The 17767-nt window shown below is 65.5% G+C and carries 10 protein-coding genes and 1 pseudogene; 6 read left to right on the plus strand and 5 right to left on the minus strand.

The window, feature by feature from the left end:
• Position 1: 1 nt before the first annotated feature.
• Entirely contained in the window at positions 2–1123 is a 1122-nt protein-coding gene (gene dnaN, locus ACYQ8L_RS07030) for a DNA polymerase III subunit beta (protein ID WP_459941074.1), read from the minus strand.
• Between the two features lie 208 nt (positions 1124–1331).
• On the minus strand, positions 1332–2663 hold the full coding sequence (dnaA, locus tag ACYQ8L_RS07035) for a chromosomal replication initiator protein DnaA (protein WP_459941075.1): 1332 nt from the start codon (positions 2661–2663) through the stop codon (positions 1332–1334).
• Positions 2664–3114: 451 nt separating this feature from the next.
• On the opposite strand from dnaA, the gene ACYQ8L_RS07040 reads away from it, so the two are divergent.
• From ACYQ8L_RS07040 to glmS, 6 genes are all read left to right on the plus strand, one after another.
• Entirely contained in the window at positions 3115–3747 is a 633-nt protein-coding gene (locus tag ACYQ8L_RS07040; RefSeq protein WP_459941076.1) for a hypothetical protein, read from the plus strand.
• Positions 3748–3921: 174 nt separating this feature from the next.
• On the plus strand, positions 3922–4884 hold the full coding sequence (locus ACYQ8L_RS07045) for a tetratricopeptide repeat protein (protein ID WP_459941077.1): 963 nt from the start codon (positions 3922–3924) through the stop codon (positions 4882–4884).
• Positions 4881–6251, plus strand: a complete 1371-nt coding sequence (locus tag ACYQ8L_RS07050) for a cytochrome c3 family protein (RefSeq protein ID WP_459941078.1) — start codon at positions 4881–4883, stop codon at positions 6249–6251. Before ACYQ8L_RS07045 ends, ACYQ8L_RS07050 begins: the two co-directional genes overlap by 4 nt.
• Entirely contained in the window at positions 6236–6766 is a 531-nt protein-coding gene (locus ACYQ8L_RS07055) for a TIGR02281 family clan AA aspartic protease (RefSeq protein WP_459941079.1), read from the plus strand. Before ACYQ8L_RS07050 ends, ACYQ8L_RS07055 begins: the two co-directional genes overlap by 16 nt.
• Positions 6767–6843: 77 nt before the next feature.
• Positions 6844–8235 (plus strand): bifunctional UDP-N-acetylglucosamine diphosphorylase/glucosamine-1-phosphate N-acetyltransferase GlmU, encoded by a 1392-nt coding sequence (glmU, locus tag ACYQ8L_RS07060; RefSeq protein WP_459941080.1) that lies wholly within the window; start codon positions 6844–6846, stop codon positions 8233–8235.
• Between the two features lie 82 nt (positions 8236–8317).
• Positions 8318–10147: a glutamine--fructose-6-phosphate transaminase (isomerizing) gene (glmS, locus tag ACYQ8L_RS07065; protein WP_459941081.1), complete on the plus strand. Its 1830-nt coding sequence runs from the start codon at positions 8318–8320 to the stop codon at positions 10145–10147.
• Between the two features lie 222 nt (positions 10148–10369).
• Here glmS and ACYQ8L_RS07070 read toward each other — a convergent pair whose 3' ends face one another.
• From ACYQ8L_RS07070 to ACYQ8L_RS07080, 3 genes and pseudogenes are all read right to left on the minus strand, one after another.
• Positions 10370–13621 carry a DEAD/DEAH box helicase family protein gene (locus ACYQ8L_RS07070; protein WP_459941082.1) on the minus strand — a complete coding sequence of 1084 codons (3252 nt, stop codon included), beginning with the start codon at positions 13619–13621 and terminating at the stop codon, positions 10370–10372.
• 109 nt (positions 13622–13730) lie between these two features.
• Positions 13731–16967 (minus strand): site-specific DNA-methyltransferase, encoded by a 3237-nt coding sequence (locus ACYQ8L_RS07075; protein WP_459941083.1) that lies wholly within the window; start codon positions 16965–16967, stop codon positions 13731–13733.
• Between the two features lie 31 nt (positions 16968–16998).
• A pseudogene (locus tag ACYQ8L_RS07080) lies at positions 16999–17767 on the minus strand (ATP-dependent helicase); the annotation flags it as partial.

The raw sequence follows: 17767 nt of genomic DNA on the forward strand, positions 1-17767 counted from the left end.
GTCAGTCGATGCGGATCGGCATCACCACGCACAGGTATCCGGGGTCGTCGTCGGAGCGGATGAGGCACGGGGCCAGGGGTTGGTCGATCTCCACCTTGACCTCCTCCCCGTCCAGGTGGCGGAGGGCCTCGATGAAGTAGGAGGCGTTAAAGGCGATCTTCTGGGGTTCCCCCTCCAGGCGGGCCTCGATCTCCTCCCGGCTGTCCCCGGCCTGGGCGTTCATGGATCGCAGAACCACGCGGTCCTCCGAGGCCTCGAAGACCACGCTGTGGGTGTCGGGGTCGGTCATGAGGGACACCCGGCGCAGGGCGTCGGCGAACGGGTCCTTCGCCAGAATCACCCGGTTTCTCGGATCCGACGGGATCACGTCCTGGTACCGCGGAAACGCGCCGTCGATCGGGGTCAGGCACATCTCTGCGTTCGTCAACCGGCAGAAGATCCTGCCGCCCGACTGGGCGATCTCGAACCCTTCCCCGGAATCGTCCACCAGGGCCTTCAAGCTCCCGAGGCCTTTCTTGGGCAGGATGATGCCGTCCCGGAACATGTCGAGCACGCCCGGGGTCGGCTGTTCCATGATGGTCAGCCGATGGCCGTCGGTGGAAACCATTCGGAGGGTTTCGGTCCCCCCGGCCGGGTCTTCGTGGGCGTGGAGGTACACCCCGCAGAGGGTCGGCCTGGTCTCGTCGTTGGAGGCCGAGAACAGGGTCTTTTCCAGCATCCGGGTGAACGACGCCGCCGGAAACGGATGGTACTCCTCGGGGGCAGCGGGAAACTCCGGAAACTCGTCGGCTCGCTCGGTCGGGATGTGGAAGCTGCTTCGGGCCGCCGTGATGTGAAGCCACCGGTTTTCTTCGAGTTCCAGGCGTACGGGAGCGGCCGGCAGTTCGCGGAAGATCTCGTAGAGCTTCCGGCCGGGTACCGCCACGGCTCCCGGGCTCGACGTTTCGCACGGGATCGCCTGGGTCAGGCTGATCTTGAGGTCGGTGGCCCGGAGCTCCAGCGTGCCGGGGCGCGCCTGGAGGAGCACGTGCTCCAGGATCTCGCGGGTGGACTTTCGCTCCAGAACGGAAACCGCTTGGGCCAGGGCTCGGGTGGCGGAATCCCGCTCGAGTTGGACGATCATGGGACCTCCTAGGGTGATTAGATTTTTTTTCTTTGCCAGTAATCCATAGGGGCTGTGGAAACTGTGGAAAACGAGCAAACCCCGGCGGCGGGCCTACGAAATCGGGGTGTGGAGAAGTCTGTGGATAAGATCGGGGTTATCCACAGGATCCCAGGCCGGCCGAACTCGCCACAGGTTATCCCCAGGGTTGTCCCCAAGCCTTCCACCGCTATGTCCCCAGCTTGCGCCGGATCGCGTCGACTTCGGCCCGGAGATCCGGATCCGAGGACAGGGCCTTCGAAATCTTGCCGTGGGCGTACATCACCGTCGTGTGATCTCGCCCGCCGAACTTTTGGCCGATCTCGGGAAACGAGCTGTCGGTGAGTTCCCGGGCCAGGTACATGGCGATCTGCCGGGGGTGGGCCACGGCCTTCGTGCGCCGCTTCCCCCGCAGATCGGCGGCCGTCAGGTGGAAGTGCTGGGCCACCGCCTTCATGATCTTCTCCACCGTGACCCCCTGCCCGGTGTCCCGGAGCATGTCGCGCAGGACGTTCTTGGCGAGTTCGACCGTGATCTCCGACTTCGTCAGGTTCGAAAACGCCATAATCCGAAGGAGCGACCCCTCGAGCTCCCGGATGTTCGACGAGCAGTGAGCCGCGAGGAAGTGGGCGACCTCGACGGGGAGCGGAATCGATTCGATCTCGGCTTTTTTCTGGAGAATCGCGACCTTGGTTTCCACGTCGGGGGGCTGGATGTCGGCGATGAGGCCCCATTCGAACCGGGACCGAAGCCGGTCGGCGAGCCCCGGGATCTCCTTGGGAAATTTGTCGCTGGTGACCACGATGTTTTTGTGGCTTTCGTACAGCGTGTTGAACGTGTGGAAGAACTCCTCCTGGGTGCGTTCCTTGCCGGCGATGAACTGGATGTCGTCCATCAAAAGGATGTCCATCTTCCGGTACTTCTCCCGGAACTCCGGCATCCGGTTGTGGGCCAGCGCCTGGATCATCTCGTTGACGAACTTCTCGCTGTGCACGTAGCATACCCGGCAGGCGGGGTCGTGGGCCAGGCGATGGTTGCCGATGGCGTTTAGGAGGTGGGTTTTGCCGAGCCCCACCCCGCCGTAGATGAAGAGCGGGTTGTAGGTGCGGCCGGTGCGCTCGGCCACCGCGAGGCTCGCCGCGTGGGCGAACTGGTTGGAGCTTCCGACCACGAAGCTGTCGAAGGTGTACTTGGGGTTGAGCCCGATCTTTCGGGCCCGTTCCTCCCAGCCGGCCGGCGAGGGCTCCGGCTCCCGCTTGGGCCGCACGAAGGGCTTCTCCCGTTTGGCCGTGACGCAGCGCACCTCCACGGGCGCGCCGGCATGGGCCGCGGCACAGCGCTGGATCAGGGTCAGATAGTCGTGGTCCTGGAGCCAGTCGGAGAAGAACTTGCTCGGGACCTCGAGCAGGAGTTCCCGGCCGTCGAGGCGAACCGGGCGGATGGGGAGGATCCAGGTTTGGAAGGCCTGCGTCGGAAGCGATGCCTCGAGCTCTTGCAGCACGGTTTGCCAGAGCTGATCCATGGCATATATCCACAGAGTTATCCACAGATGTGGATAAGGAGGCCTTCCGGTCCGCGGGAGCAGATTCCGTAAAAACCGAAAGATTTCCAAGCGGTTGTGGGGATGGAACGAGGGGGTCGTTCCGAGCGGACGCGAGCCGAGACTAGCAGACCGCACCGGCGGACCGCAAGGGGTGGGCGGGGGATTTTTCGGTCGCGCCGATCGGGGGCGTCTTGACGGCGTCGCGCGATGCCGATAGCGTGTCGCGCCGCCGGTGCCGGGAGCCGGTGGACAGAGGACAGAGGACAGGGGGGCTGACATCTCACCCCGGAGTTCTGGCGCCCCAATACAAGAGCGGCTCCCACGGGCACGGGAGGACGCCGGCATCCCCAGAAGGGGTTGCCGCCCAGCGGGAAGGGCCTTCGAACATCATTCAGTTTTCCAGCCAAGCCAAGAGGAGCCCCGAACCACCATGGCGATCTCGGAACGGCGCCGACAGAAGGCGTTGGAAAAGCGGCGAAAGGAACGGGAAGAAAAACGGCGCAGGGAGAGGCAGCGCCGGCTGAGCGCCCGGGCCGAAACAGCCACGGGCCGCCTGCTCGCCCGGGCCGGGGACCTGCCGATCGAGGAGTGCGTGATCAGCCGGGGGTGGCGGGAGCGGGGCAAGGCCCACATCCTTGTGGCGCGCCGCATGGAAAACGGGCGGCTTCTGGTGGGCGGCTACTACGTGGATCTGTGGTGCCTCGGGCTCAAAGACACGGCCGTGCTCCCGAACCTCGACCCCGAAGACTACCGCGCGAACATCAAGCCCGAGATCTTCCACGACAAGGTCGAGTTCGAGCCGTGCGAGCCGGGCCTGGCCCTGGCCGTGATCGAGGCGGCGATCGAGTTCGCCGGAACGCTCGGGTTCCGGCCCGACAAGCGCTGGCCGGAGTCCGCACGGCTCTTCGCCGGGGTGGAGCCGAGCCCCGAGCCGATCGAAACGGGCCGGAACGGGAAGCCCTGCCTCGTGATCAAGCCCGGCGAGAACCTGATGGGGCCGCGCCGCCGGCTCGAGCGCCTCCTCGAGCCCGGCGCCTACGAGATCGTCGAGGAGGGGGAGTAGGGTCCAGACGCCGGGCCGCGGGTTCTCCCGTTCGACCCTCCGGCGCGGAGGAACCCCTGGGCGGGGTTTCCGTCCGCCGGGGCCCGGCCTTCGCTTGCCCGCGGCGGCCCAAACCCGGTATCGTACGGCGCGCAACCGAGCGCCTCGGCACGGGGCCGGGAGGGGACGCGAGGCATGGGAAGGCGGTGGATCGGGGGGCTAGCTGTTGCGGCCGTGATCGGGGTGGTGCTCACCCCGGTGGGGGCGCGGGCCGACCGGGCCGAGGCCTCGGCGATCTACAAGAAGGCCATGCGGGCCTACCGGGCCGGTAACATCGAAAAGGCCCTCGACCTCTTCCAGCGCTCCGAGGACGCCGACCCCACCTATCCCTATCCCAGCCTGGCCCTCGCGCGCATCTACCACCAGCTCTTCGAGCAGGACATGACCCACTACCGGGAGGCCGAGCAGGCCTACGACCGGGTCGGCCTGCTCCTTCGGGTCGAGCCCCCCGGGCCCACCGAGCAAGCCCTCTACCAGGCGTACTACTTCCAGGGTCTGCTCCTTCTCAAGGGGGGGGAGTACGAGCGGGCCCTGCGGGCCTTCGACCAGTTCCTGGAACTCTCCCCCGACTTCTACGCCCCCGAGCTCGTCCACAACGCCCGGGGGGTGGCCCTCTACGCCCTCGACCGGTTCGACGCGGCCGTGGCAGCCTTCCGCAAGGCCCTCGAGATCGACCCCGACTACGCCGAGGCCCGGTTCAATCTGCGGAGCGTCTACACCCGGCTTTCCACCTACAACGAGGCCGTGGCCCTGAGCCGGGCCGGAAGAGACGAGATCGCGCTCAAGAGGCTCGCGCAACTGCGGGAGTTCGCGCCCCGGTTCCTGCCCGGCCGGCGGCTCGAGGCCCAGACCCTGGCCCGGCTGGGCCGCAAGCACGAGGCCGAGCGGGTGTACCGGGAGATCCTGGCCCTGGACCCGGCGGACCCCCTGACCTACGGCGTGCGCCTCGATCTCGCCCGTCTCCTGGCCGACGAGGGCCGCCGGGTCGAGGCCCTGGCGCTCTGCAAGGAAAACCTGGAGCGGTTCCCCCGCATCGCCGACGAGCGGGCCCGCAAGGCCACGGAAGCGCTCCTGGTGCGGCTCGGGGGGGCGCCATGAGACGCCGGATCGGCCTGGTATCCGCCCTGCTTCTCCTCCTCGCCGCCGCCGCCTCCGGCCAGGAGCCGCCCCCCCCGGGCGGGAGCCACGGCGAGCTCTCGTGCGACGAGTGCCACACCGGGCCCCGGATCGAGGACTGCTGGGCCTGCCACGAGGCCGTGGAGAACCCCCATCCCGTCGGGGTGGCCCCGAAGACGGCGAAGATCCCGGAGGGCCTGCCCCTGGCCCCGGACGGCGCGCTCCTGTGCCGCACCTGCCACCGCATCCACGGCGGGACGCCCGAGGAGAAGTTCGTCTGGCTCGAGCCCGGCATGACCCGCATGGGGTTTTGCATCACCTGCCACGGCAGCTCCCTGGAGCACGCCAACCCCCACAAGGCCCGGCGGGGCGAGGGCCGGTGCGGGTTCTGCCACCTGGTGAAGGCGGGCCGGATCATCACGGGCCGGGGCTCGGCCCGGCTCGAGGTGAAGCGGCTGTGTAACTTCTGCCACGACGTGCTGGCCAAGGGCCATCCCCGCAACGTGGACCCCGACCTGAGCCTCCCGAAGGACGTGCCCCTGGGCCCCGAGGGGGAGTGGACCTGCTTCACCTGCCACGATCCCCACGGCGCCACCGAGACCACCCATCTCCTGCGCTCCGCGGTGGCCCGGCACCTGGAGAGGGGCCAGGCCGAAAGCCCCCACGTGCCCGAGTACTTCGCGTGCAAGGCCTGCCACACCACGGCCGACCCCGACGCCGTGAAGGCCGACCCCGGCCGGGCCCTCCGGTACCGGGGCGACATCAACGTCCTGTGCATCAGCTGCCACGTGACCGACCGGAGCCACCACCCCACGGGGTTCCCGCCGGTGGAGGAGATGCTCGCGCGGCTGGCGGCCGCCGGGTTCACCCTGCCCTTCGGCCCGGACGGCGAGATCACCTGCTACACCTGCCACGACAACAGGTGCGACACGGGCCAGCAGCGGATGCGGGAGCGGTTCTACGACCGGTCCCGGGGCCGGTCGGACCTGTGCGGGGGCTGCCACAATCGGTCGATGCTCACCCAGAAGAGCCCCCACGTGGACGATCCCAAGATCTGCCCCACCTGCCACGTGGCCGTGCCGGTGCCGGGCTCGGACGAGGGCCGGGAGCTCGTGGCGTCCCAGAAGATGGTGTGCCTGCGGTGCCACAGCGTAAACCTTCACCCGGCGAATGCCGATCATCTGAAGGTGCCGTCCGAGAAGATCAAGCCCGACGAGAGCCTGCCCCTGGGAACCCGCGGCGAGGTCACATGCTCCACCTGCCACAACCCCCACGAAGACCCCGAGCACCGAAGGGCCCGGCTCCGGGCCGACGCCCAGTCGCTGTGCTCCTTGTGTCACTGGCGCTGAGCCTTCCCGCGGGAGCCGAGATCTACCGCTGGACCGGCCCGGATGGCACGGTCCACTTCACCGACAACCTGGAGCAGGTCCCGCCCGACCAGCGGCCCCGGGTGCGCACCCTGGACGACCGGCTTCCGCCGCCCCGGGCCCCGGACCGGGTGCCCCTCGAAGACGCCGGTGCCGGGTACCTGGTGGACGTTCGGATCGACGGCCGGGGGCCGGTGCGGCTCGTGCTGGACACCGGGGCCACCTCCACGGTGGTGAGCCCCGAGGCGGCCCGGCGGGTGGGACTTCGGGTCCGCACCGACCCGCCCGTGGAGCTCCACACCGCGGGCGGCAAGATCCGGGCCGGGTGGGCCGAGGTCCGAAGCCTCGAGGTGGGGGGCCGGAGCCGGGGGCCCCTCAAGGTGGTCGTTCACGACGCGGTGCCGGGGGCCGACGGGCTTTTGGGCATGGACTTTCTGGGGGCGTTCCGGGTGGAGCTCCGGTCCGACGGGCCGTCGCTGGTGCTCCACCCCCGGTGACCGGGCCGGGTTGCCCCGCACCGGGACCGTTCGGGATACTACGCGCCCCAACCCCTCAAGGCAGGAGAGATCCACCGATGCAGGACGTCGCCGCCATCGTGCTCGCCGCGGGCAAGGGCACCCGCATGCGCTCGGCCACGGCCAAGGTGCTCCACCCCCTCCTGGGCCGGCCGCTCCTCGCCTACCCCCTGGAGGCCTGCGCCAAGGCCGGGCTCGGCCGGGTCGTCGTGGTGGTGGGGCACCAGGCCGACGAGGTCCGGGCCGCCCTGGGCGCGACCGGGGCCATGTTCGTGGTGCAGGCCGAGCAGCTCGGCACCGGCCACGCCGTGCTGTGCGCCCGGGAGGCCCTGGAGGGGTTTTCGGGCACGGCCCTGGTGCTCTGCGGCGACGTGCCCCTCCTTCGGCCCGAGACCCTGGAGCGGCTCGCCGCCACCCACCGGGACGCCGGGGCCAAGATCACCGTGCTCACCATGGAGCTCGACGATCCCACCGGGTACGGCCGGCTCGTGCGCGATGCCGACGGGTGGGTGGAGCGCATCGTGGAGGAGGCCGACGCCACCGAGGCCGAGCGGGCGATCCGCGAGGTGAACACCGGCACCTACGCCGTGGAGCTCCCCTGGCTCTGGGAGGCCCTGGCCCGGGTGGGGCGCGACAACGCCCAGGGCGAGGTGTACCTCACCGACGCCGTGGCCCTGGCGGCCCGGGAGGGGGCGGCCGCGGCCGTGGCGCTGGCCGACCCCGACGAGGCCCTGGGGGTGAACTCCCGGGTGCAGCTCGCCGAGGCCTGCCGGATCCTGCGCGACCGGATCCACCGGGCCTGGATGGAGGCCGGGGTCACCCTGGAGGACCCGGCCACCACCTGGATCGAGCCCGGGGTGCAGCTCGCGCCTGACGTCACCCTGGGCCCGGGGGTCCGGCTCGAAGGGGCCACCCGGGTGGCCACGGGCGCCCGGATCGACACCGGGGCGGTCCTCGTCAACGCCCTCGTGGGCCCCGGGGCCCACGTGAAGCCCTACTGTGTGGTGACCGACGCCCGGATCGAGGCCGGGGCCCAGGTGGGGCCCTTCGCCCACCTGCGGCCCGGGGCCGTGGTGGGGCCCGAGGCCCGGGTGGGGAACTTCGTCGAGATGAAAAAGGCCGTGCTGGGCCGGGGCGCCAAGGCGAACCACCTCACCTACCTGGGCGACGCCACCGTGGGCGAGGCCGCGAACATCGGGGCCGGCACCATCACCTGCAACTACGACGGCGTGAACAAGCACCCAACCGTGATCGGCGCCCGGGCCTTCATCGGGTCGAACACGAGCCTCGTGGCCCCCGTGACCGTGGGCGACGGCGCCGTGGTGGGGGCCGGGTCCACCATCACGAAAGACGTGCCCCCGGGCGCCCTCGGCGTGGCCCGGGGCAAGCAGCGAAACGTGGAGAACTGGTCATCGCGGCCCAAACCCAAACCCGGGGGCGAGGGCGGCTGACCGGCCCTCCGGGCGGGCGAACCGTCCCAGCGTCCCAACGTCCGCGCGTCCTAACGTCCCAACGTCCCAACGGAGTCTCCCCATGTGCGGCATCGTCGGTTACATCGGTCCCCAGCCCGCCACCCCCATCCTCGTCGAGGGCCTCAAACGCCTCGAGTACCGGGGCTACGACTCGGCCGGGGTGGCCGTGGTGGAACGCGGCGAAATCCGGGTCGTGCGAAGCGTGGGCAAGCTCGCGGCCCTGGAGGAGAAGCTCCGGGGCGTGGAGCTCACCGGCACCCTGGGCGTCGGCCACACCCGGTGGGCCACCCACGGCCGGCCCAGCGAGGAGAACGCCCACCCCCACGCGGCCGGCGAGGTCGTGGTGGTCCACAACGGCATCATCGAAAACTACCTGGAGCTCCGGGGGGAGCTCGCGGCCGCGGGCCACACCTTCCTGAGCGAGACCGACACCGAGGTGATCCCCCACCTGATCCAGCGGTTCCTGAAGCAGGGGGCCGGCCTCGAGGAGGCCCTGCGCCAGACCATCGCCCGGCTCGAGGGCTCCTACGCCGTGGCCGTGGTGAGCATCAAAGAGCCCGACCGGCTCCTGGCGGCCCGCAAGGCGAGCCCGCTCGTCGTGGGCCTCGGGGACGGCGAGACCTTCGTGGCGAGCGACATCCCGGCCGTCTTGGGCCACACCCGCCGGTTCGTGTTCCTCGAGGACGGGGATCTGGCCGTGTGCACCCGGGACGGGGTGCGGATCACCCGGCCCGACGGCGCGGCCGTGGACCGGGAGGTCCACGTGGTCCAGTGGACCCCGGCCATGGCCGAGAAGGGCGGGTACAAGCACTTCATGCAAAAGGAGATCTTCGAGCAGCCCCGGGCCCTGGCCGACACCCTGTCGGGCCGCCTGGGGGCCGGCAAGGCCGCCGTCCACCTCGACGGCGGGCCCCAGGCCGACGAGATCGCCCGGCGGATCGGCCGGCTCCACATCGTGGCCTGCGGCACCAGCTATCACGCCGGGCTCGTGGGGAAGTACTGGATCGAGCAGATCGCCCGGGTGCCGGTGGAGGTGAGCCTGGGGAGCGAGTTCCGGTACCAGGACCCGATCCTGGGGCCCGAAACCGGCCTGCTCCTCATCAGCCAGTCGGGGGAGACCGCCGACACCCTGGCGGCCCTGGCCGAGGGCCGGGAGAAGGGCGCCCCCATCCTCTCCATCTGCAACGTGGTGGGCTCGAGCATCCCCCGGGCGTCCGACGCCGTCCTCTACACCCACGCCGGGCCCGAGATCGGGGTGGCCTCCACCAAGGCCTTCACCACGCAGCTCGCCACCCTCTACCTCCTGGCCCTCCACATGGGCGCGGCCCGGGGCCGGCTCACCCCCGAGGACCTGGCCGAGCGGATCGAGGCCCTGCGGGCCGTCCCCGGGGCCGTGGAGCGGGCCCTCGAGGCCGACCCCGCCATCGAGGCCGTGGCCCGGTCCATCATGGACGCCCGGAGCGCGCTCTACCTGGGCCGGGGGCTCCAGTACCCCATCGCCCTCGAAGGGGCCCTGAAGCTAAAGGAGATCAGCTACATCCACGCCGAGGGCTACGCCGCCGGCGAGATGAAGCACGGCCCCATCGCCCTGGTGGACGAGGAGCTCCCGGTCGTGGCCCTGACCCCGCTGGGGGCCACCTACGAGAAAATGCGCTCCAACATCCAGGAGGTCCGGGCGCGCCAGGGCCGGGTCATCGCCGTGGCGAGCGAGTCCGATCGGGAGATCGCCGACCACGCCGAGGCCGTGCTCCGGGTGCCCGACTTCGACCCGGAACTCCTGCCCATCGTGAGCGTGGTGCCCCTCCAGCTCCTGGCCTACCACACCGCGGTCCTCAAGGGCACCGACGTGGACCAGCCCCGAAACCTGGCCAAAAGCGTAACCGTCGAGTAGGGGGTTGCGAGCCCGGGTGTCAGGTGTCGATGTAAAATAAAGTGTGTCCAATTAAAATAAAGTCTGTCCTTTTCAAAAAAAGTGTGTCCAACCATCCCCTTATGCGACCTCGGGTTATAAAATAAAGTTTGTCCAAATTTTGGAGTCTGCGGGAAATCCTAGACGGTGAATGATCGGCGATTTGCTGCCAAAATTTCCGAAATTGTCTCTACGGGTACGAACTCAAGAGCCAGCGGCTTCTCCTCGTAGGATAGTTTCGATATAGATGTCCCTGTCTTCATCTTGGAACACGATGTGCCGCTTGATCATCTCACCCTTCGTAATTCCCCACTGTTTTGCCATGACGTGGGACGGCGTATTCGAGACGATGTAGGATTCCATTTCAATATTTGAATCCCCCAGCCGCCGCTCGATGTCCTTCACGGTCTTGTAAAAACCGATCTTCGGATCTTCAAGGCCGACATTTCGGATCCCTTTGGGATCCACGAAGGTCACCCGTTGGTGCTCACCCGTCACCTGCCAGATGATGAAATCCGGGTGGAAGTTGCCCGCCTCGAAGAAGCCCACCCCGCGGCCGCGACTCAGGTTGCGCAAGAGGTACAGTTCTCTGTCTTTGAAGTAATCGGGATTTGCTTCGCAAAAGGCCTTCAGGTCCTCTACAAAACGCCGCTCGCCCTTGTTGAGCGGCGCCGGTGAGACTTCTACAACGCCGCCCTCCAAAAACAGCAGTGGCTCGTACAGGTGACGCGAGAACCAGATCGTCTTAATGCCTCGGAACTCGAAGGGCTTCAGTTCTCCCTTCTCGATCGCTGCCTTCAGTTCGTTCAGTTTTTCCACGATCTCCTGCTGGGACTCCTCAATCAGGATGCGGTAGCCGTACTCGGGTTTACCTTCACGCACGACGCAAGGGAAGTTCGGATCCTCCTCGGCTAGGTCGCGGTACTCGAGGTGGGGCAGTTCCCACTCGCGCTTACGAAACGTGTAGTAACGCTCGACGTACCTGCGCAGCAGGCTGCCGGCGATCTCCTGCCACAAGTGCACCTTCTCGAAGGTATCGAAGCGCAGCTCGGCCTCGGGGATGAGCAGCCGATACCAGGTGGTGTCGGCCAGCAACTTCCCGATGGCTGAGCGCGGGATGTTCAAGTTGTGCCAGCCGCGCTCCGCCTTGTATCGCTCGAGGTCGAAAAACAGGCGGTCGAGGTCGAGACAAGCAACGTGCTTCGTAGTCAGGTGCGCCTGGTTCGGCGCGGCCTCGTCGTCGCCGCCTGCAACGCCCAGCGACTTCATGGCCTGGATCTTCGGGTACCAGTTGAGGACCACCGGGTTTTTCTGCAGCCAGGCTGTCGCCGGCTCGTGGTCTGGATCCGGGGGGGCCACCGTAGGAATGGGTCCCAGCTTGCGGAAGGCATCTCCGAACTCGGTCTTGACCCCGTTGATCTCCTTCTTGAGGCGGATGGTCTTGAGCGGCTGCTTGCCCAGATTCTTGACAATCGGCAGGATGATCTCGACGCGCTCTTCGTTGGTCGGCAGCCCCTCCTCCTCCAGGAAGTCGCGGAACTGAGCCATGTAGTCGGCGCGGATACCGAAGATGTTGAGGGTCTCGAGCGTCTCGATGTGCGGCGGGCGCTCGAGGCCTTCGGGCAACGCGGCACGGGCGCTGCGCTTGAGACTCATGCCGTATCCTTTAAGCCGCACACCCCGGCCGAAAAGCTGAATGATCTGGGCTCCCTCTCCTCTTCCGACGTTCATCAGCCCCATGGTGCTCACGCGCCAGCTGCTCCAGCCCTCTGTGAACTTCTTGGACCCGATGAGCACGTTCACCGTAGAGTCGGGCCGGTCGAGCTCGTGGAAGAGGGAGCCCGCGAACTCGCGCTCAGCTACGTTGAGGCCCTTTTCCTCGCAAAGCTTTACCAGGTTGCTGTCGTCGCCCACGTTGATCACGCCAAAGGGGTCGTTGTCGCCAACACGAAGGGCTAACTCGCCAGCCGCCCCCTTGAGATTCTCCACGTGGAGCACGCCACCGCCGGGGGCATTGAAGAGAGTCGCCAACGTTTCGTCGAAGATCTGCTCTGGAGAAAGCCGACATGTGTTCAGGTAGGCGAAGCGGCCGGCGAAAAGGTTCTTCCCGCTAGCCGTCACAAGACCCTCATGCAACACGCGCCGGATGCGTTCGATGCTGTCCTTCCGCTGTGCCGTGTAAGCGGCAAGGAACTTAAGGATGGCTACTACGTCAGAGACCTTTTCCCTATGCTCTGTCCGTACTGCATTGACGCTTCCGCCCACGAAAATCCACAGGGGCCGCTCCAGGTTGAAAGGGCGAAACGCCCCTTCCTGGTCGCGGTACAGCTTTTGCTGCTGGAAGAACGCCAACAGGCAGGCGGTGAGGTAGGTCTTCATCCACTCGGCGTTGCTGTCGTCCTCCAGGTTCAGGATCTGGTAGTCCTTGCCGAAGCCGTCGCCGTAGAACCAGCGGTACGAGTAGTCAAAAAGCGTGCTGCGGGCGTAGAGGTCGGTGAGCGCGGTGTTGCCCTTGACGGCCTGGCCGAAAGTCGCCGAGTACTCGAACGAGAACCCCTTCTCGCACAATGCGTTGCGGTGCTTCATCCACGCGCCGTCACCGCCACGCGATGCACCCCGGTGGCCCTCGTCCACCAGCACCAGGTTGTTACCCTCGAACGCGTCCACGGCCACGGTCTTCTCGCCCATCTCGTCCTTGAGCTTGGTGACTTCGAGGATCTCCACCGCCTGCCCAGCAAAGAGTCCCCGCCCCTCCTTGTTGAAGATCTCTGCGTCGATGCCGGCCTTCTCGAACTCGCGCAGGTGCTGCTGGGAGAGCCCCTCGTTCGGGGTGAGCAGGATGATGCGGTTCAGCTCCCTGGAGCGGCCGTGGGTCTCGAGAAAGCGCCGGTACTGGAGGATGTGCGCGTGCATCAGCAGCGTCTTCCCGCTCCCGGTCGCCATCCAGAAAGAGATCTTGTTCAGCTGGGGCCACGCGTCGGCCGTTTCGTCCAGCGGAGCGATTCTGTCGGCTTCCGGCAGCCCTTCGTTGATGGTGGCGATTTGCTCGTTCAAGGCCGCGAGCAGTGCTTTGGGGTCTCGGAAGTAGCGGTCGAGGTAGATCTCGGTGAACAGGAGCGCCAGGTACTGGAAGTACTTCCAGACGATGGGCGCATCGCCGCGGGTGATGCGCCGGTCGTTGAGGCGCTGGGTGACCGCCACGATATTCTGGTCGTACTCGAGCAGCAGTTCGTCCGGCAGTTGGGGGCGCTGCTCGGCCGGCAAGTGGAGGCACAGCGCATGATGGAAGCGGTGGACGTTGTTCTCGTCCAGCCCCTCCAGCGATTCGTCGCGCAGGTGTTCGGCGAGCTGATCGAAGCGCTCTACGCCGAACAGTCCGAGCAGCCACCGGTTGAGCACCAGTTTGCGGTTGAAGGGCACCGAAGGCCGCGGCGTTCTCTTGCGTCCCCGCGCCATCAGTTCCCCTCGTTTCCTTTGCCGCCTATCCGTTGACGGCAACGATGGTTGCGGCTCACTTCGCGCCGCTTAGTGATCAACAAAACGTCTTGCCTCACGTTGCTGAACATCACACGCGCTCCGTATCAAACATCAGGCGCAGGAAGTCCTCCTCGATCAAGCGCACCTTCCAGGTTTCGTCCGGGGCCTTCAGGTTCTCGAGGTTGTTGTCGCCGTTAACGTAGATCAGGTCGAATTCGCTGTCCTTACTGGAGTAGCCCTGCTTGGTGAACCACTCGTCGAGCACCAGGTTGTCCTGCTCGATGCCCTCCGGCTCCTCGCCGCCGGGCCGCTTGCGCCAGATGACCAGCGTCTTGCGGCCATCGCGGGTCGTGCCGATAACTGTACGGAACCACCAGGGGCCGTCCGCCTCCTGCCTGAGTCGCCCCTTGAGCCGCAACCGGCCTTCGCTGTCGCGCTCGAACTCGGCCGCAAAGGTCTGCGGCGCGGCGATGTGCTCGACCACGAGGCCGATGAGCCAGTTGAAGGTCTCGATCAGATCGACACACACCTCCCGCGACTCGTCCGAACCGGGGGGTTTGATCTTGAGCAGGTAGGCGGTGGGGTCGGTGAAGGCGGCGACGTTCAGGAGTGACTGGCTGCCGCGCGTCTCCACGTCGAGCATGTAGCGTAGGATGTACTGCTCCCGCAGTCGGTCCGGCCCTTGCGCCTCGGCCAGGTCCAGCAGGCTTTGCTGCGCCTGCGTGCGTTTCAGTTGCAGGTTGTTGAGGGTATCCTCGTAGGATTCAAGGCGGACCACCTTGAACATGCGCGGACTGCGCTCGGCCTCCTCAGGTGTGGCTAGGCGCTTGGGTTTGCCGTCCTTCCATTCGGGGGAGAACGTGACCTTCTTCAGGCGCGGCAGCAGGACGGTGTCGAAGTAGTCGGCCTGTTCGACGAGTATGAATTTGCGCCGCCCGCCGTCCTCGCGGTTGAGGTTGATGACCGCGTGGCCGGTCGTGCCGGAGCCGGCGAAGTGGTCACAAATTAATGCCCCTGGATCATTGGTAAATCTGCAGACGTATTGAATGAGTTTAATGGGCTTGGGGTAGCTGAAAGTGAACCCCATGTCCGACAAAAAACCCGCCATTTTCTTAACAGTCCCTACGTTTCTTATCACAGATAGAACGTGACTTTGCTGCTCCCGCTTTTTATAAACGTAAATCGCACCTGTGTCGGTTACCTTGAACCAAGTGTCGAGCCCCTTTGAATCTTTTACAGGGGCGTAGTTATTGGCGATGAATTTGTCTAGCAACGTCCGTGAACTCCACCCACTAAAAAGCCGGGCGGGCCGTGTAACCTTCCCACCTTTAACTTCTATCGGGTCCAATATATGAGGCCATTTATCTCCGCGAGGCGCAATTACTCCTTCCTCAAATGCAGCAGGAAAGCCCTCTGGCAAGCGCACCTCGCTTGGCGGGTTAGCGGGCCCGTTTTTTGTGATCGAGTTCTCTATCGTGTCGTTGAATAGCTTGCTTCCCTTTTCAATATCAGGAGCTATCACCAATGGGTGAGGATAGCGTCGTTTGTCTTTACAGAATGCCAACAAATATTCATGGTTTACTTTTACCTTGCTCTGGTTGTCGATATTGCCCTCGTTATTCCAGACAAAATTTGCAAGAAAATTGTTTGATCCGAATACGTTGGCCAGCAGCAGCCTATACCGGTCGAGCTCGCCGTCACCGATCGAGGACACAAAAACGCCCTCATTATTTAGAAGGTCACGAGCCAACACACCTCTGTCTTCAAGCATCGACAGCCACGAGGAATGTTGATAACCATCTTTGTAAACGAAATCGCCCTTGCCCGTGTTATACGGCGGATCGATGTAGATACACTTCAGCTGCTCCAGATACCGCTCCTGCATCAGCGACAACGCTTGAAAGTTCTCGCTGTGAAACAGCACACCGTCGGTCTGCTCGTCCACGTCGCCGATGGCCGCCAGCAGCCGCGCGGTGAAGTCGACGTCGAAGTGCCGCGTGTCCACCATCAGCGTCGGGTGCGCCTTCAGAAACTCCGCTGTCAGCGGTTCGCTGTAGCCGGGCGCACCCTCCTCGAACAAGTCCCCGCCGCCTGGCTTCAACTCGTCGATGGCGCACAGCCGTACCCATTCCTCCCGCTGGGCGTCGTTCGCCGCGATCTCGGGATAGAACTTTTCCGGAATCACTCCGAGTCGGATGCACCAGCTTGTCTCGGTGACGAACTTCTTCTTGAGCCACAGCTTCTTTTGAAAATCCTCCAGCTGGGCGAGGAAGTCGATGATCTTGTGGGCGATCTTGCGGATGACCTTGATCTTGGAAAGATACTGTTCGACTCGGGGGGCCGATTCGCTTTCGATGTCGTCGAGGTGCATGACCTCGTTCTTGATGTAGAAGTCCAGCTCGCGCCGCAGGAACCCACCCAGGTCCTTGTGGATGAAGTAGTCGAAGGTGTTGCAGGCGGTGTAGCGATCCAGATGCACACGCAGGGTGGAGTTGTCAGAGAGCGTGCCATCGGCGCGCACGTAGTTGCGACGTAGTGCAGCGATCCAGTCCGCGAGAGCGGGGTCCGTAAGGCCGAGGATCGCCGCCTCTGTCTCGCCGTTGAGGTCCTTCTGCTTGCGCTTCTCCGGATCGGGTTGGAAGGTGAAGCGAATGACCAGTTCGCCGTCCTCGACCGCGGCGAAGGGCTCTGGCGCCAGCTTGAAGCGCCGCTCCCGGCCGTTCGTCTCTTTGACGTTGCCGTGCTCGCCCTCGGCGGCGTCCACGAGCTGGAAGCGCACGCGCATCGGGTTCTGCTCGTCGTCCGGCCGCAGGCAGAAGGCGTAGTTACGCAGGTACTCGCTGGTCTTGATGTAGTACTGGTCCGCGTTGGCCCAGTGGAGCTTGACCTCCTCGCCCTCGTAGGGGATGGCGTAGACGCCTTCCTTGTAGACACGCCGGCTGATGAAGTCGCCTTCGTCGTAGTAGCGCCGGAAGAAACGGTACAGGTGGTCGTAGACTTCGGCTTCGAGCGCATCCAAGTCCACGACGTCCTCCGCCAGCCGGGCGCGGAGTTCCTGAACCTTGGGCAGGGTTTCTGGATCGGCGCCGAGATCCTTGGCCTGGGCGATGGCCTCGGCCAGCTCCTTCTCGAGCGCCGCCTTGTCTGCCGGCTTGTATTCGGCAAGTGCCTCTTTCACCTGCGGTAGCAGGTCCTGCTCCAGAAACTTCGTGATTTCAGCGCGTCGGGCATGGAGGATTCGGTAGACGCCGAAGTCGAGCTCCGGCTGGTCGAGCTGGAACAGCTCCATGAGCAGGCACTTCAGCTTTTCGTACTTCTGGCTCATTGCGTAGGTCCCTCTCGCGTGTTGTGCCCCTTCACACCACCGCCCAGCGGATCGTGAACAGGGTTTCCGTTGCGGTCTTCTGCGCGAGCCGCTTTTCCAGTTCGTCGATGAGACGGTCGCGCTTCTCCATAATTTCGTCCTCGACGCGGAAGATCTCCTGCCGCTGCCGGCGCTGTTTCCGCTCGAGCTGGCGGATTTGCTCCTGGATGTCCCGCTGCTCCTGGAGGGTTTCGGCTTGGCGGGCTTGGCGCCTGAGCGCCTTGATCTGTTCCTTGGTGTCCTTGAGCGCCTTCTCGGCGGCCAGCACCATATCATCGGCCCATCGTTCCAGTTTCTCGCGGGCCTCGTGAAAGTGCCGGCTGTTCTGCTCTAGCGACCGGCTCAATGTGGCTTGGACGTGCCGCTCCGAGTCGGAGGCGAGGCGGCGCGCCACCGGTTCCGGCGGAGTGCAGGGCCCCACGATGCGGCCGCCGCAGAGAAACATCTTCTCCATCGTCTCTTGGTCGAGGGGCGCGCCGTCATCGGTGAACCCCGAGAACAGGAGATATTCTTCCCGATCGTACGAGTCCACGGTGAGGCGGCACAAGGTCAGATAGCCCCGTTTCCCCCGCAGTTTCTCGACCACGGAAAGCCGGGTGGGGTGGCTGGTGATGTCGAAGTGAACCTCGACTGCCGGAGTCTCTGCGGCCTTTGCGGCGTCGAGAACATACTCTCCTAACGGATGTGAAAGCCGGTAGAGATGGCCGGTCTGTACTTCGCGGGCCCCGTCGCCTTCGTGGGGGCGAGACTTGGAAATGAGG

Source organism: Deferrisoma palaeochoriense (assembly GCF_054656955.1).